The organism is Azospirillum sp. HJ39 (assembly GCF_041507355.1).
GTDB lineage: Bacteria > Pseudomonadota > Alphaproteobacteria > Azospirillales > Azospirillaceae > Azospirillum > Azospirillum thiophilum.
The window spans coordinates 2,496,693-2,520,840 of sequence record NZ_CP167911.1 but is presented as its reverse complement, the minus strand read 5'-3'; the positions used below and the strand labels follow the sequence as shown (position 1 = coordinate 2,520,840).

The 24,148-nt window shown below is 67.4% G+C and carries 21 protein-coding genes and 1 tRNA gene; 13 read left to right on the top strand and 9 right to left on the bottom strand.

The window, feature by feature from the left end; translation table 11 throughout:
• Window positions 1-139 precede the first annotated feature (139 nt).
• Window positions 140-709: a prolyl-tRNA synthetase associated domain-containing protein gene (locus ABMY26_RS25320; RefSeq protein WP_372397346.1), complete on the bottom strand. Its 570-nt coding sequence runs from the start codon at window positions 707-709 to the stop codon at window positions 140-142.
• A 146-nt stretch (window positions 710-855) separates the two neighbouring features.
• Here ABMY26_RS25320 and ABMY26_RS25315 point away from each other — a divergent pair.
• The 5 genes from ABMY26_RS25315 (at window position 856) to ABMY26_RS25295 (ending at window position 5,739) form a co-directional block, all read left to right on the top strand.
• A tRNA-Gly gene (locus tag ABMY26_RS25315) sits at window positions 856-930 on the top strand.
• Window positions 931-1,711: 781 nt separating this feature from the next.
• Window positions 1,712-2,380 carry an RraA family protein gene (locus ABMY26_RS25310; protein WP_045580867.1) on the top strand — a complete coding sequence of 223 codons (669 nt, stop codon included), beginning with the start codon at window positions 1,712-1,714 and terminating at the stop codon, window positions 2,378-2,380.
• Between the two features lie 68 nt (window positions 2,381-2,448).
• On the top strand, window positions 2,449-3,393 hold the full coding sequence (locus tag ABMY26_RS25305) for an AEC family transporter (RefSeq protein WP_372397345.1): 945 nt from the start codon (window positions 2,449-2,451) through the stop codon (window positions 3,391-3,393).
• A 334-nt stretch (window positions 3,394-3,727) separates the two neighbouring features.
• A complete protein-coding gene (locus tag ABMY26_RS25300) occupies window positions 3,728-4,045 on the top strand; it encodes a hypothetical protein (RefSeq protein ID WP_372397344.1) in 318 nt (105 codons plus the stop codon).
• The gene (locus ABMY26_RS25295; protein ID WP_372397343.1) at window positions 4,042-5,739 is read left to right on the top strand and encodes a methyl-accepting chemotaxis protein; all 1,698 of its coding nucleotides are present in this window, start codon (window positions 4,042-4,044) and stop codon (window positions 5,737-5,739) included. The genes ABMY26_RS25300 and ABMY26_RS25295 overlap by 4 nt, the downstream gene beginning before the upstream one ends.
• 102 nt (window positions 5,740-5,841) lie before the next feature.
• Here the strand turns inward: ABMY26_RS25295 and ABMY26_RS25290 are convergent, their stop codons facing one another.
• Both ABMY26_RS25290 and ABMY26_RS25285 read right to left on the bottom strand, forming a co-directional pair.
• Window positions 5,842-6,504, bottom strand: coding sequence for a hypothetical protein (locus ABMY26_RS25290; protein WP_372397342.1), 663 nt, complete (start codon window positions 6,502-6,504; stop codon window positions 5,842-5,844).
• 159 nt (window positions 6,505-6,663) lie between these two features.
• On the bottom strand, window positions 6,664-8,673 hold the full coding sequence (locus ABMY26_RS25285; protein WP_372397341.1) for a methyl-accepting chemotaxis protein: 2,010 nt from the start codon (window positions 8,671-8,673) through the stop codon (window positions 6,664-6,666).
• A gap of 559 nt (window positions 8,674-9,232) precedes the next feature.
• Here ABMY26_RS25285 and ABMY26_RS25280 point away from each other — a divergent pair.
• From ABMY26_RS25280 to ABMY26_RS25270, 3 genes are all read left to right on the top strand, one after another.
• Complete coding sequence (locus tag ABMY26_RS25280; protein ID WP_372397340.1) at window positions 9,233-10,249, top strand: glycosyltransferase family 2 protein; 1,017 nt, start codon at window positions 9,233-9,235, stop codon at window positions 10,247-10,249.
• A complete protein-coding gene (locus ABMY26_RS25275; RefSeq protein ID WP_372397339.1) occupies window positions 10,246-11,991 on the top strand; it encodes an ArnT family glycosyltransferase in 1,746 nt (581 codons plus the stop codon). The genes ABMY26_RS25280 and ABMY26_RS25275 overlap by 4 nt, the downstream gene beginning before the upstream one ends.
• Window positions 11,992-12,169: 178 nt before the next feature.
• The gene (locus tag ABMY26_RS25270) at window positions 12,170-13,414 is read left to right on the top strand and encodes a serine hydrolase domain-containing protein (RefSeq protein WP_372397338.1); all 1,245 of its coding nucleotides are present in this window, start codon (window positions 12,170-12,172) and stop codon (window positions 13,412-13,414) included.
• Window positions 13,415-13,451: 37 nt separating this feature from the next.
• On the opposite strand, the gene ABMY26_RS25265 is transcribed toward ABMY26_RS25270, so the two are convergent.
• Together ABMY26_RS25265 and ABMY26_RS25260 are read right to left on the bottom strand one after the other, a co-directional pair.
• Window positions 13,452-13,862 (bottom strand): nuclear transport factor 2 family protein, encoded by a 411-nt coding sequence (locus ABMY26_RS25265; protein ID WP_372397337.1) that lies wholly within the window; start codon window positions 13,860-13,862, stop codon window positions 13,452-13,454.
• Between the two features lie 155 nt (window positions 13,863-14,017).
• Window positions 14,018-15,013, bottom strand: a complete 996-nt coding sequence (locus ABMY26_RS25260) for a hypothetical protein (protein WP_372397336.1) — start codon at window positions 15,011-15,013, stop codon at window positions 14,018-14,020.
• Between the two features lie 260 nt (window positions 15,014-15,273).
• Here ABMY26_RS25260 and nadE point away from each other — a divergent pair, with 260 nt between their 5' ends.
• Window positions 15,274-16,941, top strand: a complete 1,668-nt coding sequence (nadE, locus tag ABMY26_RS25255; protein ID WP_372397335.1) for an NAD(+) synthase — start codon at window positions 15,274-15,276, stop codon at window positions 16,939-16,941.
• Window positions 16,942-17,029: 88 nt separating this feature from the next.
• Here nadE and ABMY26_RS25250 read toward each other — a convergent pair whose 3' ends face one another.
• The 4 genes from ABMY26_RS25250 to ABMY26_RS25235 all read right to left on the bottom strand — a co-directional run bounded on the left by ABMY26_RS25250 (window position 17,030) and on the right by ABMY26_RS25235 (window position 19,918).
• Window positions 17,030-17,254, bottom strand: coding sequence for a hypothetical protein (locus ABMY26_RS25250; protein ID WP_372397334.1), 225 nt, complete (start codon window positions 17,252-17,254; stop codon window positions 17,030-17,032).
• A 131-nt stretch (window positions 17,255-17,385) separates the two neighbouring features.
• On the bottom strand, window positions 17,386-17,955 hold the full coding sequence (locus tag ABMY26_RS25245) for a hypothetical protein (RefSeq protein WP_372397333.1): 570 nt from the start codon (window positions 17,953-17,955) through the stop codon (window positions 17,386-17,388).
• A gap of 149 nt (window positions 17,956-18,104) precedes the next feature.
• Entirely contained in the window at window positions 18,105-18,773 is a 669-nt protein-coding gene (gene elbB, locus ABMY26_RS25240) for an isoprenoid biosynthesis glyoxalase ElbB (RefSeq protein ID WP_372397332.1), read from the bottom strand.
• Window positions 18,774-18,922: 149 nt separating this feature from the next.
• Window positions 18,923-19,918, bottom strand: a complete 996-nt coding sequence (locus tag ABMY26_RS25235) for an alpha/beta fold hydrolase (RefSeq protein ID WP_372397331.1) — start codon at window positions 19,916-19,918, stop codon at window positions 18,923-18,925.
• Window positions 19,919-20,112: 194 nt separating this feature from the next.
• Here ABMY26_RS25235 and ABMY26_RS25230 point away from each other — a divergent pair, with 194 nt between their 5' ends.
• The 4 genes from ABMY26_RS25230 to ABMY26_RS25215 all read left to right on the top strand — a co-directional run bounded on the left by ABMY26_RS25230 (window position 20,113) and on the right by ABMY26_RS25215 (window position 24,045).
• Window positions 20,113-20,562, top strand: a complete 450-nt coding sequence (locus ABMY26_RS25230; RefSeq protein ID WP_372397330.1) for a MarR family winged helix-turn-helix transcriptional regulator — start codon at window positions 20,113-20,115, stop codon at window positions 20,560-20,562.
• Between the two features lie 118 nt (window positions 20,563-20,680).
• Entirely contained in the window at window positions 20,681-22,024 is a 1,344-nt protein-coding gene (gene gltX, locus ABMY26_RS25225) for a glutamate--tRNA ligase (RefSeq protein ID WP_372399067.1), read from the top strand.
• A gap of 24 nt (window positions 22,025-22,048) precedes the next feature.
• On the top strand, window positions 22,049-23,425 hold the full coding sequence (cysS, locus tag ABMY26_RS25220; protein ID WP_372397329.1) for a cysteine--tRNA ligase: 1,377 nt from the start codon (window positions 22,049-22,051) through the stop codon (window positions 23,423-23,425).
• A 188-nt stretch (window positions 23,426-23,613) separates the two neighbouring features.
• Complete coding sequence (locus tag ABMY26_RS25215) at window positions 23,614-24,045, top strand: DoxX family protein (protein ID WP_372397328.1); 432 nt, start codon at window positions 23,614-23,616, stop codon at window positions 24,043-24,045.
• The last annotated feature ends 103 nt before the right edge of the window (window positions 24,046-24,148 follow it).

The following is a 24,148-nucleotide window of genomic DNA, read 5'->3' as shown; positions in this document are numbered from 1 at the left end:
CCCATTGGGCCATGAGTTTGCCGGTCCGGCCATTGCAGACCCCGACCGCGTTCGTTGCCGACATATGTGAGCGCCCAAGGCGGCTCAAGCAAGCATTGCGTCGCTCCGGCCTCCCGGGGAAGGCCGCTTCCCCGTGTCGTCAGGCGCCGCCACGGCCGAACTCGACGACGGCCGGCTCGTGTCCGCAGGCGCGGATGAAGCGCAGCAGGTCGTCGGGCCGGATCGCGGTGGTGCGGTCGTTCAGCAGCGGGTGGTAGTTCAGCAGGTCATGCTCCATCATCGCCTTCTGCAGGACGACGCGCACCTTGCGGTCGCCGTCGTTCACCAGGGCGAAGGGGGTGACCGAGCCCGGCCGGATGCCGAGATGACGCCACAACCGCTCGGCCGAGGCGAAGGACAGCCGTGCCGATCCGATGGCCTTGTCCAGCCGGTTCAGGTCGACGCGGGCATCCTCCAGCGCCACCACCAGCCAGTGCTGGTCCTTCTTGTCCTTCAGGAACAGGTTCTTGCAATGGCCGCCGGGCAGGGCGCCGCGCAGGGCCTTGCTTTCCTCCACCGTGTGCAACGGCGGGTGGCTGTGCGTCGCGGTCGTGATGCCGAGCGCGTCGAGCCGCGCCAGCAACTGCTCCGGCGTGGTCGGCAACGACAGGTCCGGGAGCGGGTCCGGGGACGCGTCCGGAGCGGGAACGGGATGCGATGGGGTATCCATGTTCGCTCTTGTAGCGGGGTCGAGGAAAATCGTCCAGCCGGTGAAAAAAACTGAAACAAGGCCCTTGCATTGCGTCTGCCGATCAGTATAGTCCGCCGCACACCGCCTGACGGCACTGTCGAGGCGCCGGACGGTGGATGTGGAGCGCGGGCGTAGCTCAGGGGTAGAGCACAACCTTGCCAAGGTTGGGGTCGAGGGTTCGAATCCCTTCGCCCGCTCCAGTTTCCTTCGGAATGTTGCCGAAGGCATGCGATTTCAAAAGGCCGGACCTTCGGGTGCCGGCCTTTCGCATTTTGGCGGTCTTTCCCGTCCCCTCCCTTTCGCCATCGTCCGGTTCGGCTTGCAAGTTGCGCGGCCCCACCCTTCGATTGCAGCAAATCGAGGATGGATCGTCATACAATTGTACATCTCTCCCTAACCGATGCGGTGTGACGTTCCGGCGGCCCAAGCCAGTGTCGGCAACACCGCCATGTCAGTTTCCGCAAACTGCGCGCGACTCGCAACTTTCTTATAATTTCCCGTCATTCGACATTTCTTCTTTATGACGACGCGGGAAACGGGATGAAATTTCATATGACGTATTTACAGATTGTCAACTTCCTTGCGTATGACCGCAGGAGTAGATACACTTCAAAATCTAAATAATCGGATTCAAACGTTCCGGGGGTTGTGACAATCGCTGACAGTCTGCGGAAACGCGCATTGTAACCCCAAGATGTTCCCGCAGCAGGGCTTGCGGCCGGCTACCTGCCTTTGGGCGTGGCCGGTCCATGGGATCCTCCGGTGCATCCCGCAATCGCCCGAGCCGGTACCCGCCGTCGACTGCCAGTCGCGAAACGCGGGCCAGGTGGGCATGCGAGGGGGCCATGCCACGCGGAGATCATGTGGATCGCGGGCCATGAGCATCGGGGGCGATGGCCCGGCTGTGCCGGAAGCCTGCAATTCTCCCGGGCGATTGCCGATCCCCGCCCAAACCCGCTCCAGAAACGAAAGGAAATCGCCATGGCCATGCAACGCTATCTCGTCGAATACCGTCATTTGTCGCCCCAGACCCTTGCGGTTTGGTCGTCTGTGCCCAGCAGCGTGGCGTCCGACGCGCTGAACCGCTGCCAGAGCATGGATTCGCGCATAAAGCCGATGGTCCCCGGCATGCGCCTGTGCGGTCAGGCCCGCACCGTGGTCACCATGCCCGGCGACAACAGCATGGTTCACCATGCCGTCAGCCTGGCGGAACCGGGCGACGTCGTCGTCGTGGCCGGCGGCGGCCTTGACGACGTGGCGCTGGCCGGCGAATGGGTGGTGCGCTGCTGCAAGCGCCGGGGGCTGGGCGGTCTGGTGGTCGACGGCTCCGTCCGCGATCTGCACGAGATCCGCGGCCTGGGCCTGCCGGTGTTTGCCAAGGGAGCCGTCGCCCGGGGCCCGCACAAGAATTTCGGCGGCAAGATGGACGTGACCGCGGCGATCGGCGGCGTGCCGGTCAATCCGGGTGACCTGATCCTGGGCGACGAGGACGGCGTGGTGGTGGTGCCGCTTGCCTTTGCCGACGCCGCCCTCAGCCAGAGCCTGGCCCTGCTGGAGCGCGAGCGCCGGTGGACCGAGCAGATCGAGGCCGGCGCCACCCTGGTCGACGTGCTCGGCGTCCCGCCGCTGGAGATCGTCCCCGCCGATTGAACGGAGTGGCCTGAAGGAAAGCCCCTGCATCGCCCACCTGCCGATCCTGCCCACACGGTGCCGCCTACATGTCGCTGATATTCCAGATCGTCCTGCCGATGTTCGGCCTGATCGCGCTCGGCTTCTGGGCGGCGCGCTACCGCGGGTTCAGCAATGCGATGGTCCAGGGGCTTTCGCGATTCCTCGGCATCTATGCGCTGCCGGCGCTGCTGTTCTCCAACATGGCGCGGGCGGACATTCCGGATCCCCTGGAATGGGCGGTGCTGGGATCCTTCTACATCGGGGCGGTCGCGGTCTTCCTGGTCGGCGGGCTGTGGATGCAGCTTGCCGGCCGGCGGGAGCAGATCGCTCCCATCGGCTTGGCGAGCTCCTTCTCCAACATCGCGCTGCTGGGCTCGCCGATCATCATGGAGGCCTATGGCCCGACCGTGGCGGTGCCGGTGATGCTGCTGATCGTCTTCCAGTCGCCGTTGCTGTTCACCTCGGCGACCATGCTGGCGGAAACCCAGCGTTCGGCGCGCGGCGGCCGGTCGGGGCGCCCCGTGCAGGCGACGCTGGCTGCGGCCAAGGCGACGCTGGCGAGTCCCCTGGTGGTGTCCGTCATCCTCGGGCTGGCCGCCAACCTGATCCATCTGCCGATTCCGCCCATGGTGATGAAGAGTTTCACCTTGATGGCGCAGACAGTCCTTCCCTGTGCCTGCTTCACCCTCGGCGCCTCGCTGGCGCTCAGCCCGGCTTCGGGAGCGGTGCTGCCGGCCACGGTGGTCGCGCTGCTGAAGACCGGGTTGCATCCGCTGCTGACCTGGTTGCTGGCCACCCATGTTTTCGACCTGCCGCCGATGTGGGTCGCCCCCGCTGTGACCGCCGCGGCCCTGCCCATCGGCATCAACGCCTATGTCTTCGCCGAGCGTTACAATGCCGGACGTGAGGTGGTGTCGATGTCGTTGCTGATCTCCACCCTGCTGTCGCCGGTGTCGATCTCCGTCGCCTTTATGGTTTCGGCAGCCGGCTGACGGCGGCGGAGCCGACCCGATCGGGCAGTGTGACCATTTGTCATATCTTTGAAATTATCTCCATTCGACTTCCGTAGCCTCCAGGAGAGATCGGGGGAGAATGGACGGGTCATGAAGTCTCAGGAGGAGGAGAGGTCGAGTCTCTCGCCATTGAAGCGATATCTAAATCCTGTTAGCCTCTAATTGTATGACATGCGATGGAACGAGGCGACGGCTGGGCTGTGTCTTGACGGGAAAAAACACGCTAAAAGTGAGGTCGATGCGTCCGGCGCGGACCGCTTCCCATTCTTCGATGGGAAGTAAACGGCCCGTTCCCTTGATGACATATTATAGTATGTCCTCTTATAAAGGCGGCCAGATTGTCGAAAAATCCGTCATAGAATATGTCCATCCGAATACACCGGCAAATGTCTGCGCGTTAATCATTGAAAAAGATTTCCCGGATGAGATGGTCCGGCGGTGCCCGCGTCGGCGGGCCGACCGCCACGGATCTCGTCCGAACGACGTATCGTGGAACGGAGCGGTGAAGGTGGGACTGGGGGCGTTGCCGATGGTGCCGCCGGGGTTCCGCGACAGCCGGCCATTCCTCCGCCCCAATGCCATGCCGGACGGTTCGCGTCTTGAACCGGCGGCCGATGCAGGTGCCCCATGACCCTCCTCAACAACTTCCACATTCCCGTCAAGATGGCCATTCCGGCGACGACGGCGATTGTCGGCATGCTGGTGATCGCGTTGCTCGGCTGGTCGGCGATCACCCAGCAATCGACGCTGCTCGACGCCCTTTTCAACCGTTCCTTCACGCGGGAGGCTGAGATCCAGGGGCTGACCGACACGCTGACGGTGGCCCATGCCGGCATGTACCGGACCGTGATCCTCAACAGTGCGAACGCCTCGCCCAAGGCGGTGGAAGAGGAGATGAAGGCCCTCAACGGACAGCTCGACAAGCTGAAGGGACAGGCGGCGACGCTGAAGGGCGCCACCGCCGACACCGACGAGGAAGCCAAGTATTTCGAGCGGTTCGGCACCGATTCGGCCACATATCTGGCCAAGGTGGCCAGCTTCCTGGACCTGCTCAAGATGGGCGTCGATCCGCTCGACTTCCTGCAGGAGGTGCAGTCGGCCTATACCCGCCTGCAGTCGACCAGCCGCGACTACCTGACCTACAAGCGCAAGGTCTCCACCGACGCCTACGCCGAGGTCAACTCATCGGTCGACCGCACCACCCAGGCCTTCATGGCGGTGGCCGGTGCGGCTCTGCTGGTCACGGTCGGCGTCGCCCTGTTCATCGGCATGAACATCGCCCGGCCGATCGTGCGCCTGACCGACGTGATGGAGCGGCTGGCCCGCGGCAACCTGGAGGCCGACATCCCGGCGGCCGAGCGCGGCGACGAGATCGGCCAGATGGCCCGGACGGTCCAGGTCTTCAAGGAGAATGCCATCCGCGTGCAGGAACTGTCGCGCGAGCAGGAGGCGATGCGCGTCCGCAACGAGCAGGAGCGGCGCCAGTCCATGTCCGCCCTCGCCAACGACCTGGAGGCGTCGGTCAAGGCGATGATGGGCGAGGTGGTGCGCTCCGCGACCTCGATGCGCAACGAAGCGAACTCGATGCTCGACAACGCCAAGCAGACCAGCCACCACAGCGACAGCGTCGCCCATTCGGTGCAGGAGGCGACCAGCGAGGTCGAGAGCGTGGCGGCCGGCGCCGAACAGCTCCGCGCCTCGATCGACGAGATCACCCGCTCCATCAGCCAGTCGGCGCTGCTCGCCCGCGGCGCGGTGGAGGAGGCGGGCCGGACCGACAGCATCGTCCAGGGACTGAGCGAAGCCAGCCGCAAGATCGAGGAGGTGGTCGGCCTCATCCAGTCGATCGCCGGCCAGACCAACCTGCTGGCGCTGAACGCCACCATCGAGGCGGCGCGGGCCGGCGAGGCGGGCAAGGGCTTCGCGGTCGTGGCGCAGGAGGTGAAGAGCCTCGCCAACCAGACCGCCAAGGCCACGGAGGAGATCGGGGCGGAAATCGCCGCGGTCCAGGGGGCTACCCATGCAGCGGTCGGTGCGATCCGCGCCATCGTCGGCACCATCCGTCAGGTCGACGAATCGCTCGGCACCGTGGCCGCCGCCGTCGAGGAGCAGGACGCCGCCACCCGCGACATCAGCGCCCGCTCGCAGCGTGCCGCCGTCGACACCATGGCGGTGATGCAGGAGATGCGGCTGGTCCAGCAGGCGGCCGAAACCACAGGCCATTCCGCCGGCTCGGTCCAGAACACCACCGAGGAACTGTCGCGCAGCTTCAACCGCCTCGACCATGAGATCGAAGCCTTCATCACCCGCATCACCGCGGCGTGACGGCAGGCTGAAACGACGACGCCCTCTCCCGTCGATGCGGGGGAGGGCGTTTTTCTTCTGCGGGAGGTGGCGAGGTCGACTGTAGCGGCAGATGCCGATGCCTCACTCCACCGGCACCGCCCGCCTTGCATCGGCCCACTCGCGGGCCGTGGTGGGGCGGCCCTCGGCGTCGATCAGTCCGCGGGTGAACAGCTCTTCGGCGTGGCGGATGAAGAAGGCGGCGGTGCTCGACCGCTCCCAATGCTCCATCCAGTTCTGTTCCAGGAAGGCCAGGATCGCCGGCTGGTCCAGTTCGGCTTCCCACAGCACGCCGAGCAGCGAGGTCTGCTGCTCCTCATGCATGCAGTCCTCGAAGCACAGGCGCTTGTCGGCGCGCGCTTCCCGGCGGGCAGTGGTCTCCGGGCCGGGGCCGAGCCCGTAGTCGATCAGCGACCGCCGCTCCGGCGCCGCACACAGCCAGTGCGTCACCTCGTGCACGATCACCGTCGCCTCGACGTCGGTGCGGATCACCTTGCCATCCCACATGAAGGAGCGGCTGGGCGGCTCGTCCAGCGTGCCGATGCCGTGGGCGTGGGCCAGCCGCACCGCCTCGGCCCGATGGGCCGGCGTGTCGACGCCGCCGCCCGGCTGGTCGGCCGGGCGCACCGGCCAGGTCGCGGCGATCCGGCGGAAGGCGGCCTGCGCCTGCGGATGGTCGTCCAGATGGGCGTCGAAGGCCGCGAGGGCCTTCGGCATGTCGTCGATGGCGATGGGGGTCAGGATCATCGCGCCTATGTGCCGAAGGGCGCCGGCCCGTGCAAGGGGAATGTGGACGGGCAAGGCGGCCGTTCGTCCGGCGCGTCTGGAGCGCCGGCAAGACCCGGTCAATTCCGGCCCTGCCGGCGCCATGACCGTCATGCTCGCGACGGTGAGCGATGCCGTTTCTTACGCGGCGCGCATGTCGGTCAGGAAGCGCGACACGAAGCCGCGCAGGTCCGTCGCCTCGTGGTTCAGCCCGTCGGCGGCGGTCAGCACCTCGCGCGAGGCGCCACCGGTCGAGGCTGCGGCTTCCGACACGCCGGCGATGTTGCCGGACACCTGTTGGGTACCGCGTGCCGCCTGCTGGATGTTGCGGCTGATCTCCTTGGTGGCGGCACCCTGCTCCTCCACCGCCGCGGCGATGGTGGTGGAGATGTGGCTGACCTCCGCGATGACCCGGCCGATCTCGGCGATTGCGCCCGCGGCCTGACGGCTGATCTCCTGGATGCCGGCGATCTGGCCGCCGATCTCCTCCGTGGCCTTGGCGGTCTGGTTGGCGAGGCTCTTCACCTCCTGCGCCACGACCGCGAAGCCCTTGCCCGCCTCGCCGGCCCGCGCCGCCTCGATGGTGGCGTTCAACGCCAGCAGGTTGGTCTGGCTGGCGATGTCGGTGATCAGCTGAACCACCTCGCCGATGCGCTGGGCAGCATCGACCAGCCCGCGGACGGTATTGTCGGTCCGCTCGGCGGTGGCGACCGCATGACCGGCGATGCGGGTGCTTTCCGCCACCTGCCTGCCGATCTCGGCGATGGAGGCGGTCAGTTCCTCGGTCGCGGCGGCGACCGTTTCGACATTGCCGGTCGCATCGAGCGAGGCGCTGGCAACCGCATCGGCCTGGCGCGTTGTCTGCTCGGCGGTCGCCGACATGGTCTGGGCGGTCGCCTGCAACTGCGTCGCCGCCGCCGACACGCGCCCCAGCGCCTCCAGCACCAGCCGGTCGAATTCCTGGGTCAGCCGGTCGATGCGCTCGCCGCGGCTGCGCCGCGCCTCGTGCTCGGCCTGCTGACGCTCGGCCAGACCGTCGCTCTCGATCAGGCTGTCCTTGAAGACCCGCAACGCCCTGGCCATGCCGCCGATCTCGTCGGCGCGCTCCAGGCCGGGAATGTCGACGCTGCGATCGCCGCCGGCCAGCCGGGTCATGCGGTCGGTCATCGCCACCACCGGCCGCGACAGCCCGCGGCCGATCAGCAGGGCGGTCGCCAGACCCAGGACCACCGCGACGAGGGACGCGGCGATCATCACGTTGCGTGCCTTGGCGATGAAGGCCCCGGCTTCCATGCCGAGCGTCTTCTGATGCCCGACGCTGGCGACGGTCAGTTGCTCCGCCTCTGCGGCGATGGAATCGCCAACGGGGATCAGCACCTCCTTCACCAGCTTGTCGCGTTCGGTCGTCGCCTTGACCACCGCGTTGAAGCCGGTGGTGTAGACGCGCAGCATCGCCGTGTAGGACATCGCCATCTTGCGGCGGTCCATGTCGGTCAGCTTCGCCATCATCGCCCCGCCGCGGCTGGCCGCATCGGTGAATTGCGAGCGTGCCTGGCTGGCCAGTGCCGGCGATCCGTCGGTGTTGTAGCGGGTGGCCGAAATGCGGGCCGACAGCATGTGGCGCAACGCCATGCCCGCCAAATAGGCAGCGTCGGTGTCGCCGGCGGCGCTGGCGCTGTCCATGATGGTGTCGAGCGCGCTTTCCAGCCGTGGCCCGATCTCGTCCAGTTCGGCGATGGCCTTGGCGCGCTGCGACTGGAGATCCATGGTGGCGGTGAAGGCCTCCCGATACTGGGCGATCCCCTGCGCCATGCGGTCGACGGTCTGCAGCAGCGCCGGGTCGGAGAACAGGCCGCGGGCCGTGTCGATGGTCCGGGCCGCCTCCTCGGCATGGCGGCGGACGGTCGCGCCGACCTCCGCATCGCCGGTCAGCAGGAAACGGGTCGCCTGCTGGCGCATTTCCAGCATCAGGGCCTGGATGCGGCCCAGCTCGTTGGTCTGCTGGCCCAGCCGCCGGTAGGTTTCCACCGCGCCGCCGGCATCGGACAGCGCCACCACCCCGATGCCGCCGATCAGCACCAGGAACAGCAGGATGCCGGCACTTGCGGCCGTGATCTTGGTGCCCACACGAAAGCGATTGAAAAGGCTCATGGTCGAGGCCTCCGTCGGCTCGGGGGTCGTTGCCCGGCAGTTGGGCAGGAACCACTGGAACAGGTCAGTCATCACGACCCTTTTCAGGAACCGTGCCACTGTCGGGTATCACGCCACATGCCCCGGTATGGGAGGCCGCGGCCGGAGGCTCAGGGCCGAATGCGGGGAAACAGCGGCTCCAATGCTGTGGAATAAACCGCCGCTTCGCGTGTTCGCCCGTTGCGTCAGTCCACAGGCATAGGTCATCCGGCCAGCCGCCAGCCCGGAACGATCATTTTTTGTGCCGTGGCGGTCACAGGAGAGGCATTTTGAACATCGCCCCGTATCGTGATATATGCCAAAGGGCGCAGCGGCCGGCCGGGGTCGTCGCCGATTCCGCCATCACCCGGCTTCTGACGCTTTGACCCGACGGCTGGCCATGTCCATTCCCGACGCGCCCATTTCCGCGGCTTCTTCGGATGTCCGCACCGCTCCCGCACGCAGTTCCGACGCCGGCCGGCCTCCAGTGAACCGCCCCCCAGCGGATCGTTCCGGCCGACCGCGGCGGGGGCGCCTGTCGGTGGTCATCCCCTTCTACAACGAGGGAGCCAACATCTCCGCCCTGTTCGACCGGCTGATCCCGGTGCTCGACGGGGTGGGCATGGATTGGGAGGTCGTCTGCGTCAATGACGGCAGCCGCGACGATACCGTCGACCGGCTGCTGGACGTCCATGACCGCGACACGCGGGTGAAGGTTGTCGACCTGTCGCGCAATTTCGGCAAGGAGCTGGCGCTGTCGGCCGGGCTCAGCCACACCACTGGCGATGCCGTGGTGCCGATGGATGCCGATCTGCAGCATCCGCCGGAGTTGCTGCCTGCCTTCATCGCCAAATGGCGAGAAGGATTCGACGTGGTCGTCGCCGTGCGCCATGCCCGGGTGGGGCAGAGCCTGAAGCACCGCCTGTTCGCCAAGCTGTTCTATTGGGTCTTCGACCATCTGTCGGAGATCAAGCTGCCGCGCGAGGTCGGCGATTTCCGCCTGATGGACCGCCGCGTGGTCGACGTCATCAACCGGATGCCGGAGCGCACGCGCTTCATGAAGGGCATCTTCGCCTGGGTCGGTTTTCGTCAGGCGGCGATCCCCTATGAACAGGGCGAACGCGCCGGCGGCGATACCAAATGGGGCTTCGTCAAACTGCTGCGCCTGTCGCTGGACGGGCTGACCGCCTTCTCAACCTTTCCGTTGAAGGTGTGGAGCCTGGTCGGCATGGCGGTGTCTGGAGTGGCCTTCGTCTACATCCTGATCCGGCTGGTGCGCACCCTTTTCCACGGCATCGACGTGCCGGGCTATGAATCGTTGCTGGTCGCGGTGCTCTTCCTGGGTGGCATCCAGCTGATCACGCTGGGGATCATCGGCGATTATCTGGGCAGGGTCTTCGCCGAGGTGAAAGGGCGGCCGCTGTTCATCGTCCGCTCAGCCCACGGATTCGGCCCGCCGGAGGAGCATGACGGGCCGGAGTCGCACGCGCATGGCTTCGAGCCCTCGGCCGGACCGGCTTCGGACATGACGGATGCCGGGCAGGAGCCGCGGCGATGAGCATCGAGACCCGCCGGCGCACCGGCGACGATCCGCCTGCCGTCCTCCGCCCGTCGACGGCCGGGACGGCCGGCGAATCGGCATCCGTCGCAGGTACTCCGGCCGGTGCCATGGCGGCGCGCGGCGAGGCCGCATTGTGGGACGGGCTGTCGCGCGCGCTGCTGCTCGGGCTGCTGATCCTGGCGGCGCTGACCTTCCTCAGCTATGGCATCAGCACCGACGAGGAGGTCCAGCACATCTACGGCAAGAAGCTGCTGTCCTACTACACCAGCGGCTTCCAGGACCGGTCGGCCTTCCATTTCAAGGATCTCGCCTATTACGGCGGCCTGTTCGACCTGACCACCGCGCTGATCGTCCCCTTCTCGCCCTTCGAGGAGTATGAGACGCGGCATCTGCTCTGCGCGCTGGTGGGGGTGCTGGGCATCGCCGGAACCTGGCGCTATACCCGGCTGCTGGCCGGGCCGCGCGCCGGCTTCATCGCCGCGGCGCTGCTGGCGCTGAGCGGGGTCTATTACGGCGCGATGTTCAACAACACCAAGGACGTGCCCTTCGCGGCCGGCATGGTGTGGACGCTCTATTTCGCAACCCGCATCCTGATCCAGCTGCCGCGGCCCAGCCGCAGCGCGGTGCTGAAGTTCGGGCTGGTGCTGGGCATGACGCTGGCCATCCGTGTCGGCGGGGTGCTGGCCGGTTTCTATCTGGCGGTCGCCATGGCCCTGCATTTCGCGCTGGTGACCCGGCAGGAGGGGCACCGCTGGGCACTGGTCGATGCACGCCGGGCCTTCCTGTCGCTGTGGCCGGCGATCCCGGTCGCCTACGCCATCATGGCGGTGTTCTGGCCTTGGGTGGTGCAGCGGCCGCTGCGCAATCCCCTGGAGGCGCTGCGCGTCGTCTCGCATTTTCCCATCGACATCCAGACGCTGTTCATGGGCGAACTGGTCCATTCCAACGACCCGCCGGCACTGTACCTGCCGGTCTATCTCGCGGTGAAGCTGCCTGAAGCGGTGGTGATCGGCGTCGGGGCCGCGGTGGTGCTGGCCGCGGCCTGGCTGGCCCGCGGCGGCTGGCGGCGGACCGGGGCCTTCAAGCTGGTGCGCTACACCCCGCTGGCGCTGGCGGGGTTCCTGCCGATCCTGCTGTTCATCCTGATGCGGCCGTCGGTCTACAACGGCATCCGCCATTTCCTCTTCCTGGTCCCACCCTTCGTGGTGATGGCGGCCATCGCCGCCGACCGGCTGTGGGGCATGTGCCAGCGCGGCGGCCGGGCGCTGGGCCAGGGCTTCGCCGCGGCGATGACGGTCGTTGCAGTGGTGTACGCGTGGCAGCTCGGCGCCATGCACCCGAACCAGTACGTGTACTACAACCAGTTCGTCGGGGGCGTACGCGGCGCCGACGGCAGGTTCGAGCTGGATTACTGGGGCAACTCCCTGCACGAGGCTTTGCAGGAGTTGATCGAATATGTCGAGCGCGAGAATGACGGGCACGCCCCGCCGCGGCAGTACACCCTGACCGTCTGCGGCAACACGCTGGCGGTGCGGTTCGAGTTGCCCCCTTGGCTGCGGCTGGTCAACGGGATCGAACCGGACTGGCGCAAGGCCGATTTCTTCCTCGCCTTCACCCAGGCCAAGCGTTGCCCGTCGCTGCTCGACGGCCATCCGATCCTGGAGATTGCGGCCGATGACGTGCCGCTGTCGATCGTCAAGGACCGCCGCCCGCCCAAGGCGGATGTCCCGACCGAATAGGCGCCTGACCCGATAAGCCTGGACGGGGCGGTTGGGGAGTACCCCCGCGGCCCCTGTCCGCGTCTTAAGCTGGATCGCCCTTCGCGGCCCTGTTTGCCCGCCGGTCCACCGCCCATTCTCCCTACTCGCTGTGGCGAACCGGGCGGAGGCGGGAATGCGGCGCAGGCTGCTCTTGGTCATGGTAAGTCTGCTCGCCTGGAGCGTGCCGCCCGGTGCGATCGGCGCCATCGGACTCGACCCGGCCGTCGCTGCGGCCGTTGGGCCGATGCGCGACGCACTGGATGACCCATTGGGCGATGCGCTGATCCGGGCGGTGGAGGCGCGGCAGCCGCCGGCCGGCGCGGGCAGCCTGGTGATCGGTGTGATCCGCGACGGACGAAGCCTGGTGGTCGGGCGCGGCGATGCCGGCCGGCCCGACGGCGGTCTGCCGGATGGGCGCACCCTGTTCCAGATCGCGTCGCTGACCAAGCCCTTCACCGGCACCATCATGGCGGAGCTGGTGCGGGAGGGCAGGGTCGATCCCGCCGACCCGCTGGAGCGTCATCTGCACCGCATCGGGCCGGTTCCAGTCGCCCATGTGCCGGCGTACGGCGGCAGGCCGATCCGCTTGCGTGACCTTGCCACCCATACCGCCGGCCTGCCCAGCGTACCGGAGACGCCACGCTTTTCCTGGAGCCGGCTGGAAGACCCGCAAAACCCCTACAAGCCGCTGTCGCGCGGCGACGTGGCGCTATGGTTGTCCCGCTATCGGTTGCCGATGCCGCCGGGCACGCGCTTCAGCTATTCCAACATCGGCATGGCCGTGCTGGGGGAGGCGCTGTCGGCGGCGGCCGGCCAACCTTACGAGAGGCTGCTGAAACGGGTGGTGACCGAACCTCTCGGCCTGCGCGACACCACGCTGCATCCGACTGCGGAGCAGCGGACACGCAAGGCGGTGGGGCACGCCCGTGGGCGGAGCGTGCCGGATTGGGAAGCGCCGGCGATGCTGCCCGCCTTCGGCCTCTATTCGACGGTCGACGATCTGCTGCGCTGGCTGTCGGCCAATCTGGGCGACTGTCCGGGCAGCGTCGCGGGGCCGGACGGCCGCGGCTGTTCCCCCGGAACAGCGGCCACTCTTGCGCTGGCGCAATCGGTGCAGGTGGACGGGCAGTCGCTGGCCGAGCCGGGGGCTTTGGGGGTGGGAGCCATGGCGCTGGGGTGGTTCGTCGCCTGGGCCGACGATGGCACGCCGATCCTCTGGCATTCCGGCTCCACCGGCGGCTTCAACGCCTACATCGCCTTTTCGCGGGCGCATCGCTGGGGCGTGGTGGCGCTGACCAACAGCGATCCCGATCAGGTCGCGGCGGACCGGGTGGCGATCGATCTGGCCCGCCGGTTGGCCCGCGGTCTGGAGGTCCGGCCGGAGGTGGCGAGCTTGCCGTGAGGAGACGCGGGGGGAAGTCGGACGCCCGGCCGCGGCATCAATGCAGGCGGCGCGGCGGCTTTGCCGGAATTTCGACGTCGGCCCGCTGATGGGCGATGGGGCCGGCCTGATGGTGGGCAAGGCGCCAGCCGCCATTCTCGCGGGCGAAGAGGTTGGTGGCGGCCAGGACGGCGCTGCCCAGCATCTCCTCGCACACCACAAGGGCGGTGTCGTTGTGCAGGGTGACGCGCTCGTTGCGGGCCTGGACGGTGACGCCGTTGGGAGAGCCCAGCACGTCGCGCCAACTCGTCAGCACCGCTTCACGCCCGAACAGGGCGGTCCAACCGGGATGGATGCAGGAGATGGGCAGGGTTTCCGCCCACAGGGCTTCCATCGCGGCGACGTCGCGGTTGGTGAAGGCCCGGTAGAAGGCCTGGTTCAGGGCCAGCAGCGTGTCGCGGTCGGTCATGGCATTCGGTCCGGGGATGGTTCCGGTGGCAGGAGAGGCGAAACCGTCCGCTCCGCCTCCGATCCGCTTGTAAAGAAGCCATCCGGCCGGGGCAAGCACCGGTCCGGCATGGTGCCCGACCGGTGCTGTGACAACTGACCTGCGGGCGCCGCGGTTCAGGCGGTGAGGTCCACGCTCTGCGACTTGGCGGCGGTACCGGACGAAGCCGCGGCCGTGGTGGCGGCGGACTTGCCGGACGTCAACCCTTCCACCGGGGCGGACAGGTCGAGCGACAGGTGGGTCACGCCGTCCTTGCCGGTGGTCGGCTTCAGCACGGCCAGGCCCTTCATCCCGCTGCTGCCGCCGCCCTTGGACGCCATGTCGTTCAGCTTGCCCAGGATGTCCTTGATCTCGTCGTCGCTGAACCCATCGGAGCGGACGATCATGCCGGTGGACTTCCCGGTGGCGGTGGTGGTCATGCCCGTGGCGCTCAGCGCCATCTCGCTGCCGCCCTTGCCGAGCGAAGCCTGCAGCCGCTGGTCGTCACGGCGGAAATCCAGCGTCGACTTGGCGAAGGAGATGCGGACACTGCGGTCGCCGTCCTGGATCTCGAGCTCGATCCCGTGGGATTCGATGGACCATTGCGACTGCGAGGCCTGCATGTCGACGGTCAGGTCGCTGAGGTTCATGTTCCCCAGCTTGGATTTCACATTGTCGCCGAAGCCCTTCACGGCGTCGTCGATGCGGTTCTGCGGAACGCCCAGCGCGCTCAGCGTGTCGCCCAGCCCCTGCTTCAGCGTGTCGACGGCCTTGCCGAACACGCCCGAGAGGTCGTTGGCATGGTCCAGTGCCGACTGCATCAGCGATTGCGCCTGCCGGGCGCGGTCGACGCCGCTGTTGCCACTGGCCGCCGAGCCGCCGCCGGCCGCCTGGGAAGCGTCCGAGCCGCCGCCCTTGCCGGTCAGGCTGTCCAGCAGCGATTCCATCGATTGGCTGATGGTGTAGGCCGGCGACTGGCTGCTTTTGTCCGTTTTGCCGCCGTCCGCCGTCTTCGCGTCCGATTTGGTCAGCCCGTCCTTTGCCGTGCCGGCCGTCTTTGACGCGCCGTTCTGCACAGCCGTGGACAGCACCGACGGTTTGCCGTTCGGGCCGCTGAGCTCCGCGTAGTACATTGATGCCCCCGCATCGCGTTGTTCTTGCACAAGGGAAGCATGGTCCTCGCAACCTTTACCATTTGTTAATTTCGGATATTCTTTCGCTTTTCGATATAACTTCCTTACCTTACTAAGTATCTGCGGCTCCATCACTTTCCGTTCCGGTCGGCAGGCACTTGTTCCGTTCTCGTGATGATCTGCGACGACCGGCGGCTTTCACCGGACCGGAGCCCCTGCTACCCTGCCTGGAAACGGCCCGGAAGAGGGAACCCGCCACCATGACCGACAGCCTTTCCATCGCGCTGGCCCAGGCCAACCCCAGCGTCGGGAGCCTCGCTGCGAATGCCGTCCGTATCCGTGCCGCCCGGGATGAGGCCGCGGCCCGCGGTGCCGATGTCGTCGTCTGTCCCGCCGGCGCCCTGTCCGGCGCGCCGCTGCTCGATTTGCTGCATGTCCCCGCTTTTCTCGACGCTGTGGAGGCGACGGTGGGCGCGCTGGCTGCGGAAACGGCGGACGGTGGTCCGGCCCTGCTGATCGGCGCGCCCTGGCGCGATGGCGCCAAACACCACAATGCGGCATTGCTGCTGGATGATGGCAGGATCGTCGCCATTCGTTTCCAATCCGAAATGACCTTCGACACGGTCGGCAGCACCGGCCAGGATCGTTTCGATCCCGGTCCGATGCCAGGGCCGATCAATGTTCGGGGTGTGCGTGTCGGCCTGCTGATCGGCAGTGACCTTGCAATCGCCGACGTGGCGGAGACGTTGGCCGAGAGCGGTGCGGAACTTCTGGTCGCCATGCTCGCCAGCCCCTTCGCCCCCGGCCGGATGGACGAGCGGGTGCAGGCCGCGGTGGCGCGGGTGGTTGAGGTCGGGCTGCCGCTTGTCGCGGTGAATTCAGTGGGCGGACAGGATGAGCAGGTGTTCGACGGCGGCAGTTTCGCGCTGGCGGCCGGCGGCCGGCTCGTGGCCCAGGCTCCGTTGTTCGCGGAACATCTGCTGCTGACCCGGTGGACCCGCGACACGGACGAATCCGGCAATGAGTCCTGGGATAGTTCCGAAGCCGAAATGATTGCTCCGGTCGAAGGGGCGGAAGCGCTCTACGGCGCCCTGATGCTTGGCCTGCACGATGCGGTGTCCAAGGGCCATGCACCGGGGGTGGTGGTCGGGCTGACCGGCGGGCTGGACTCGGCGCTGGTCGCGGCCCTTGCGGTCGATGCGCTGGGGGCTGACCGGGTGCTGGCGGTCCGCGCTCCCCTGCCGGGCGGCGGGACCGCGGCGCTGGCCGACGCGCTGGGCGATGCGGCGGAGATCGTCGAACTGCTGGGCTGCCGCCTGGACAATGTCGCGTTGGGACCGGTGCTGAAGGCTGCCGACTCGCTGCTCGCCCCCGCCTTCGCCGGCCGGGACACCGCCGATGCCGCGGACCGGCTGCATACCCGTCTGCGCGCCGCGACCCTGGCTGCGCTCGCCGAGCGGATGGGTGCCCTGTTGCTGGCGACCGCCGACCGCACCGACCGCGTACTCGGCCTCGCCGGCGACGAGTCGGGCTGTGGCTATGCGGTATTGGCCGATGTGCCGAAGAGCATGGTGTTGGACTTGGCGCGCTGGCGCAACGCCCACCAGCCGGCGGGATCGCGTGGGCCGGCCGGGCGGGTGGTGCCGGAACGGGTGCTGGACCGTCGGCTGAAAGCCGCCACGCCTGCCGGATTGCCGCCGGCGGATGCACTGGACGACCTGCTGGCCGGGCTGTTCGACGGGGCTTTGTCGCCTGCCGATCTCGCCGCCCGCGGACATTCGGCGGAAACGATCGGCCTCGTCTGGCGGATGGTGCTGGACGCGGAACCGGCACGCCGGCGGGCGCCGCCGGGGCCGCTCTTTTCCCACCGGCCGGGCGTGCGTGAGCGGCGCTTCCCGGTTGCCTGCGGCCCCGTCGACCTCGCGTGATCGGGGGCCTGATCGGGACGTGCGGGGAGGAGGGAGCGCCCCCTCCTCCCCGCTGACCGACCGGACCGGACGGCGGATATGCCGGGCTTCAGCCGCGCGTCAGCTTGATGATGGTGGCAATCATCCCGAAGCTCCACAGCACCGCCGGCAGCACCACCCAGGTCGGATGGAAGATGATCGCCAACGGCATGATCAGAATCAGCAGCAGGGCAGGGAAGACGAGCCAGGGGGAATTTCCCCAGTTTCTCAACAACCCGGCCGGGTTCTCGTCTTCACCGAAATAAGCATCGGCGGTGACCGCTTGGTCCGTCATCTCTAACACCCAATTTATTCGTGGTTATTCTCTTGTCCCGCATTGCAGCAGGACATCGGTTCATACGCCACGATGCTTTGGATGACCAGAGCGGAGCCTTGGCCTTTGCGTTCTACTTTGGTCGGGAGGACTTACGCCGCTTCGGTCAGTGCGAGTTGAGGCCGGCGCAGGCTCGACTGGATGGTGAAGGGAGCCCGGACGCCGCCATTGAACAGCTCGGCGCATTCCAAGGCCTTCAACACCCGCTCTTCCGGCGGCTGGCCGGCGGTGGAGGCGAGCGAACCCAGCGCATAGTCCGACCCGCAGCCGATGGCATGGAAGCCGCGTACCGCCTCGCCGACCTGATAGTCGGACTGTACGGTAAACAGGCGCCCCTCCAGCCCGACCATGAAGGTGCCGCCGGTCTCGACATCGTTGGAGCGGTGGGCGTAACCGCCGTCCTTCAGGCAGTTGCGCACGGCGTCGACGAAATCGACCACCATGTAGCGGAACAGGTCGGTGCCGCCGTCGCGCGACGGAACCTCCAGCCGGTAATGCAGCAGCTGGCCCATGCGGAAGGAACTGGTGAAGCCGATCAGGCAATCGCCATTGCGGAACACCTTGGTGTCGGCGCGGACGGTGATGTCCAGCCCGTTCACCCCGGCGCTGTCGCCGCCCATCCACACCCGATCGCCATCCACCAACCCCACTATGCAGGTCATCGCCAGCCCTCGCCTTGGAAATGAAACTGATGGCAAGGGTGTGGGGACGTCGGTTAATGAATTGTTTCGCAGCGATGTGACATTGGTTGTGACGAAGGAGGCATCGCCACCCCCTTCGTCATCCGCTCGTCTTGAGCCGTGCGACGCGTTCAGCGCGTCAGTTCGACCAGAGCCTTGACCGTATTCTCGGCGCCCTCGGCGATCTGGGCCAGGTCGGCGTCCAGCATGTAGCAGGGCGAGGTGACGATCTTCAGCTCCGGATCCACCACGATCTCGCCATGGGTGGTCGCGCGGTGGACCGCGCCCATCGTCTCCAGCGCGGCGATGGTGCCGGGATCGTTGCCGACCGTCAGTTCCACCCCCTGTTGACCCAGGATCTTGGCGAGGATCGCGGGGGCGATGCACAGCGCGCCGATCGGCTTGCCGGCGGCACGCATGGCCGCGACCGCGGCGACCACCTGCGGGTTGACCGAGCAATCGGCCCCCTTGAAGGCGAAATCGCTGAGATTTTTCGCCGCACCGAAGCCGCCGGGGAAGATCAGCGCATCGACGTCGCCGGCCGAGAATTCGCTGAGCGCGGTGATCCTGCCGCGGGCAATACGGGCCGATTCGACCAGCACGTTGCGGTTCTCACCGGTCTCCTGGCCGGTCAGGTGGTCGACGACATGGGCCTGCGGGATGTCAGGAGCGTAGCACACTGCCTCCGCGCCCGCCCTGGCGATGGCCAGCAGGGTGCAGACCGCCTCATGGATTTCCGTGCCGTCATACACGCCGCAGCCCGACAGCACGACACCGATCCGCAAGCTCTTTTCCGCCATGGGATGTCTCCGAAGGATGGATTTGCCGCCAAGCTAACGCAGGCGGCCGTTCCCGCCTACCATGCTTGCGGCTGCGGCAAAACCGCCCGCGCGACGGGGGAGGTTTGCGCCTCTCCCGCCGCGCGGGCGATCCCATCCTTGCGGCCGCATCAGCCCTTGATGAAGGTCAGCAGGTCGGCGTTGATGGTTTCGGCATGGGTGGTCGCCATGCCGTGCGGCAGCCCCTTGTACACCTTCAGCGTGCCGTGCTTCAGCAGCTTCACGGCCAGCAGGGCGGAATCGGCGATGGGAACGATCTGATCGTCATCGCCATGCATCACCAGCACCGGAACGTCGATCTTCTTCAGATCCTCGGTGAAGTCGGTTTCCGAGAAGGCCTTGATGCAGTCGTAATGGGCCTTGGCGCCGCCCATCATGCCCTGGCGCCACCAATTGTCGATCACCCCCTGCGAGACCTTGGCGCCGTCGCGGTTGAAGCCATAGAAGGGGCCGGCGGGGATGTCCCGGAAGAACTGGGCGCGGTTGGCGACGAGCGCGGCGCGGAAGCCGTCGAACACCTCCAGCGGCAGGCCGCCGGGATTGGCCGGCGTCTTCAGCATGATCGGCGGCACCGCGCCGATCAGCACCGCCTTGGCGACGCGGCCGTTGCCGCCATGCCGGGCGACATAGCGCGCGACCTCGCCGCCGCCGGTCGAATGGCCGATATGGATGGCGTTCCTCAGGTCCAGATGGGCTGCCAGAGCGGCGACGTCGGCGGCATAGGTGTCCATCTCGTTCCCGGTATCGGTCTGGGTCGAGCGGCCATGGCCACGCCGGTCATGGGCGATGACCCGGAACCCCTTGCCCAGGAAATACAGCATCTGGGCATCCCAGTCGTCGGACGACAGCGGCCAGCCGTGATGGAAGACGATGGGCTGGCCGGTGCCCCAGTCCTTGTAGAAGATCTGCGTGCCGTCCTTGGTGGTGACGGTGCCGCTGCCATTGCCGCCGCTCTTGCGGCCCTTGCCGGCCGCCGCCGGCTCGCCTTGCGCGGCCTGGGCGGTTTGTGCCACGGCGGCGGCCGCGGTCAGGCCAAGCCCTGCGGCGAGCAGGCCCCGCCGGGAGGTGCCGGTGGCAGCAACGGTGTCGTCGGTCCGGTTCGTCATGTCGATCTTCCTTGCTTTTGGTGTCTGTCGCGGGTGGGCCGGGCATCGGTGATGCGCCGGAGAATGATTTTGCGATATTCAATATCGCGATAAGGAAATGGTTACGCTGTCCAGCCCCGCTTGTCCACACAATTTTTTATCGCGATATCGTTTCGCGTGGTATGAAGATCGGGCAGCCCCCGAAAAGAGGCATCATGTCCCGCCCGACACCCATCCCGCTGGATGACCAGCTCTGTTTCGCCCTCTATATGACCAGCATGGCGATAACCCGCACCTACAAGCCGATGCTGGATGCGATGGGCATCACCTATCCGCAGTATCTGATCCTCAACGTATTGGGAGAGGCGGATGGGGCGACGGTCGGCGCGATCGCCGACCGTCTGGCGTTGGAATCGAGCACGGTGACCCCGCCGGTGAAGCGGTTGGAGCAGGCCGGACTGGTGGAAAGGCGGCGCAGCCGGCTCGACGAGCGGCAGGTCCAGGTCTGGCTGACCGATGCCGGGCGCAGCCTGCTCGGCGAGAGCCGCTGTTTGGGGGAAACGCTGGTCGAACGGTCCGGCATGGACTGCGAGCAGATCGATACGCTGAACCGGCAGGTGCGTGCCCTGGGCAAGGCCCTCGGCGACCGGCCCGGACCGGCCTGAACGCCGGCCTGACGGCAGGCTGCGACACTTCCGGCCGGCGGTCCGGCATGCTAGGACTGCGCGCCCTTCCGTCCGGGCCAGTCCGTTTCAAGCGAGTCCCGCCATGACCAGCACCGCCATGCCCACAGCCGTCCGTTTCGCCCCCAGCCCGACCGGCCGCATCCATGTCGGCAATGTGCGACTGGCCCTGGTCAACTGGCTGTTCGCGCGCAAGACGGGCGGTAGCTTCATGTTCCGGCTGGACGACACCGACGAGGAGCGTTCGACCCAGGAATTCGCCGACGCCATCGCGGCGGACCTGACCTGGCTCGGCCTGAGCTGGGATCGTTTTGCCCGCGAAAGCGACCGCTATCCGCGCTATGACGAGGCCGCCGCCGCGCTGAAGGCCGCAGGCCGGCTCTATCCCTGCTACGAGACGCCGGAGGAACTGAACCTCAAGCGCGCCAGCCTTGTGTCGCAGGGCCGCCCGCCGCTCTACGACCGTGCGGCGCTGCGCCTGACCGATGCCGACCGTGCCCGGCTGGAAGCCGAGGGACGCAAGCCCCATTGGCGCTTCATGCTGACTCCGACTCCGGTGGAGTGGACCGACCTCGTCCGCGGACCGGTGCATTTCGAGGGCACGGCGCTGAGCGACCCGGTGCTGATCCGCGAGGATGGCCGGCCGCTCTACACCCTGACCAGTGTGGTCGACGACGCCGACTTCGCCATCACCCACATCATCCGCGGCGAGGACCATGTCGCCAACACCGCGGTGCAGATCCAGATTTTCCAGGCAATCGGCGCCGCGGTGCCGTCCTTCGCCCATCTGCCGCTGCTGACCGATGCCGGCGGGCAGGGGCTGTCGAAGCGGCTGGGCAGCCTGTCGGTCGCCAGCCTGCGCGACGAGGACGGCATCGAGCGGATGGCGGTCAACAGCCTGCTGGCCAAGCTCGGCACCTCCGACCCGATCGAGGCGCGGCTGACCCTGGACGAGCTGGTGGCCGAGTTCGACCTGTCCAAGATCGCCCGCGGCACGCCGAAATTCGATCCGGAGGAACTGGGCCGGCTGAACGCCCGCATCCTGCACCTGACCCCGTTCGACGCGGTTGCCGGTCGGCTGGAGGCGCTGGGGCTGGCCGGGGTCGACCCCGTCTTCTGGGAGGCGGTGCGGCCGAACCTGTCGCGGCTGGCCGACGCCGGCGACTGGTGGGCGGTGACCCATGCGCCGGTGGCGCCGTTGGCCGAGGATCCCGCGTTCCTGGCGCAGGCGGCGGATCTCCTGCCGGCCGAGCCGTGGGATACCGCCACTTGGGGTGCCTGGACCAATGCGGTGAAGGCGGCGACCGGCCGCAAGGGCAAGGACCTGTTCCTCCCTCTGCGCCGGGCGCTGACCGGGCGCGACCATGGACCGGAGTTGAAGAACCTGCTACCCCTGATCGGGCGCGCGCGGGCGCTTCGCCGGCTCGGCGGAGAGACGGCGTAACCTATTTTTTCAGGAGTTCGGATCGTGCCGTTGGACCTCTACAACACGCTGACCCGCCGCAAGGAGCGCTTCGAGCCGCTTCGCCCGGACCATGTCGGCATGTATGTCTGCGGTCCGACGGTCTACGACACCGCCCATATCGGCAATGCCCGGCCGGTGGTGGTGTTCGACCTGCTGTTCCGGCTGCTGTCGCGGCTCTATCCGGCGGTGACCTATGTCCGCAACATCACGGATGTGGACGACAAGATCATCGACCGCGCGCGCGACAGCGGCGAGCCGATCGACGCGCTGACCGCCCGCACCACCGACCTGTTCCATGCCGACATGGACGCGCTGAACGCCCGGCGCCCGACCATCGAGCCGCGGGCGACCCAGCATATCGGCCAGATGATCGCGCTGATCGCGACGCTGATCGAGCGTGGCAACGCCTATGCCGCCGAAGGGCATGCGCTGTTCTCGGTGCCGTCGATGCCGAGCTACGGCCAGCTGTCCCGCCGCTCGCTGGACGACATGATTGCCGGCGCGCGGGTGGAGGTGGCACCCTACAAGCGCGACGCCTCCGACTTCGTGCTGTGGAAGCCGAGCAGCCCCGACCAGCCCGGCTGGGACAGCCCGTGGGGCCGCGGCCGCCCGGGCTGGCACATCGAATGCTCGGCCATGGCGAAGGAGCATCTCGGCGCCACCTTCGACATCCATGGCGGCGGGCTGGACCTGATCTTCCCGCACCATGAGAACGAGATCGCGCAGAGCTGCTGCGCCAACGGCACCGACCGGCTGGCCCGTTATTGGGTCCACAACGGCTTCGTGACGGTCGAAGGCGAGAAGATGTCGAAGTCGCTCGGCAACTTCTTCACCGTGCACGACCTGCTCGACGAGTTCCCCGGCGAGGCGATCCGCCTGACCCTGCTGGGCGCGCATTACCGCCAGCCGCTGGACTTCACCCGCGAGGGCATCCGCCAGGCCAAGGGCGCGCTCGACCGCTGGTACCAGGCGCTGCGTGGCGATCCGGCTCCGGCCGCCGCCGAGGTGCCGTTCGACGTGCTGGCCGCGCTGGAGGACGATCTGAACAGCCCGCTCGCCATCGCCCACCTGCACGAGTTGGCGACCGCGGTGAACAAGGCGAAGAGCGACGCCGAGAAGGCCGCCGCCAAGGGGGCCCTGCTGGCGGCCGGCGGGCAGCTCGGCCTGTTGCAGCAGGATCCCGAGGCATGGTTCCGCTGGGCGCCGAGCGGCGGTGCCGAGGGGTTGAGCGACGCGGACGTCGAGCAGCTGATCGCCGGTCGCAAGGCCGCCCGCGCAGCGAAGAACTTCGCCGAGGCCGACCGCATCCGCAAGGAGCTGGCCGACAAGGGCATCGTGCTGGAGGACGGGCCGCAGGGCACCACCTGGAAGCGGGGGTGAGGGACCGAATCGCCCTCTCCCGGGTCGGGGGAGGGCACCGCTCCGCTGAATTGTCCTTCTGGCAACAACAAATCATCGCGAACTCCGCGGATTATCCCGCCCGCGGAACCGGCTAATCTCCTCTTCAGACGAAACGCGGCCCCCACCCAGCTTGGACCGGCCGACATGAATTTGAGGAGACCCTGGCCATGATCGACATCCGCACCGCCCTGTATGCCGCCTTCCTTCTGCGTGTCGCGCTCGGCATGCTGTTCCTGGCCCACGGGCTGGTCCTGAAGGTGCTGACCTTCACCATTCCCGGCACCGTCGGCTATTTCGAGAGCATCGGGTATCCCGGCGCCTTCGCCTATCTCGTGATCCTGGGCGAGATCGGCGGCGGGCTTCTGCTGATCGCCGGTGTCTACACCCGCTGGATCGCGCTTGCCCTGCTGCCCATCCTGATCGGCGCGACCCTCCAGCATGCCGGCAACGGCTGGGTCTTCAACGCTCCGGGCGGCGGTTGGGAGTTCCCGGCCTTCTGGACCCTGCTGCTGGTCGTGCAGTCGCTGCTGGGTGACGGTGCCTTCGCCCTCAAGGTTCCGGCGCTGAACGCCCCGGCCGGCCGGCGCGAACTGGCCTGACCCTGCAACCGGGGACGGTATCGACGGCGACGCGGAGCGGGGAGGGGGCATTTCGCCTCTTCCCCGTTCCGCGTCGCCGTCCCATTTGGTAGACAAGGACGGA

Coding starts and splice junctions, on each gene's coding strand:
- ABMY26_RS25260 (WP_372397336.1), bottom strand. CDS start 15,013: ATGTACTACGCGGAGCTCAGCGGCCCGAACGGCAAACCGTCGGTGCTG.
- nadE (WP_372397335.1), top strand. CDS start 15,274: ATGACCGACAGCCTTTCCATCGCGCTGGCCCAGGCCAACCCCAGCGTC.
- ABMY26_RS25270 (WP_372397338.1), top strand. CDS start 12,170: ATGGTAAGTCTGCTCGCCTGGAGCGTGCCGCCCGGTGCGATCGGCGCC.
- ABMY26_RS25290 (WP_372397342.1), bottom strand. CDS start 6,504: ATGATCCTGACCCCCATCGCCATCGACGACATGCCGAAGGCCCTCGCG.
- ABMY26_RS25305 (WP_372397345.1), top strand. CDS start 2,449: ATGTCGCTGATATTCCAGATCGTCCTGCCGATGTTCGGCCTGATCGCG.
- ABMY26_RS25245 (WP_372397333.1), bottom strand. CDS start 17,955: ATGACCTGCATAGTGGGGTTGGTGGATGGCGATCGGGTGTGGATGGGC.
- ABMY26_RS25300 (WP_372397344.1), top strand. CDS start 3,728: ATGTCCTCTTATAAAGGCGGCCAGATTGTCGAAAAATCCGTCATAGAA.
- ABMY26_RS25250 (WP_372397334.1), bottom strand. CDS start 17,254: ATGACGGACCAAGCGGTCACCGCCGATGCTTATTTCGGTGAAGACGAG.
- elbB (WP_372397332.1), bottom strand. CDS start 18,773: ATGGCGGAAAAGAGCTTGCGGATCGGTGTCGTGCTGTCGGGCTGCGGC.
- ABMY26_RS25295 (WP_372397343.1), top strand. CDS start 4,042: ATGACCCTCCTCAACAACTTCCACATTCCCGTCAAGATGGCCATTCCG.
- ABMY26_RS25310 (WP_045580867.1), top strand. CDS start 1,712: ATGGCCATGCAACGCTATCTCGTCGAATACCGTCATTTGTCGCCCCAG.
- ABMY26_RS25265 (WP_372397337.1), bottom strand. CDS start 13,862: ATGACCGACCGCGACACGCTGCTGGCCCTGAACCAGGCCTTCTACCGG.
- ABMY26_RS25235 (WP_372397331.1), bottom strand. CDS start 19,918: ATGACGAACCGGACCGACGACACCGTTGCTGCCACCGGCACCTCCCGG.
- ABMY26_RS25215 (WP_372397328.1), top strand. CDS start 23,614: ATGATCGACATCCGCACCGCCCTGTATGCCGCCTTCCTTCTGCGTGTC.
- ABMY26_RS25285 (WP_372397341.1), bottom strand. CDS start 8,673: ATGAGCCTTTTCAATCGCTTTCGTGTGGGCACCAAGATCACGGCCGCA.
- ABMY26_RS25275 (WP_372397339.1), top strand. CDS start 10,246: ATGAGCATCGAGACCCGCCGGCGCACCGGCGACGATCCGCCTGCCGTC.
- ABMY26_RS25320 (WP_372397346.1), bottom strand. CDS start 709: ATGGATACCCCATCGCATCCCGTTCCCGCTCCGGACGCGTCCCCGGAC.
- gltX (WP_372399067.1), top strand. CDS start 20,681: ATGCCCACAGCCGTCCGTTTCGCCCCCAGCCCGACCGGCCGCATCCAT.
- ABMY26_RS25230 (WP_372397330.1), top strand. CDS start 20,113: ATGTCCCGCCCGACACCCATCCCGCTGGATGACCAGCTCTGTTTCGCC.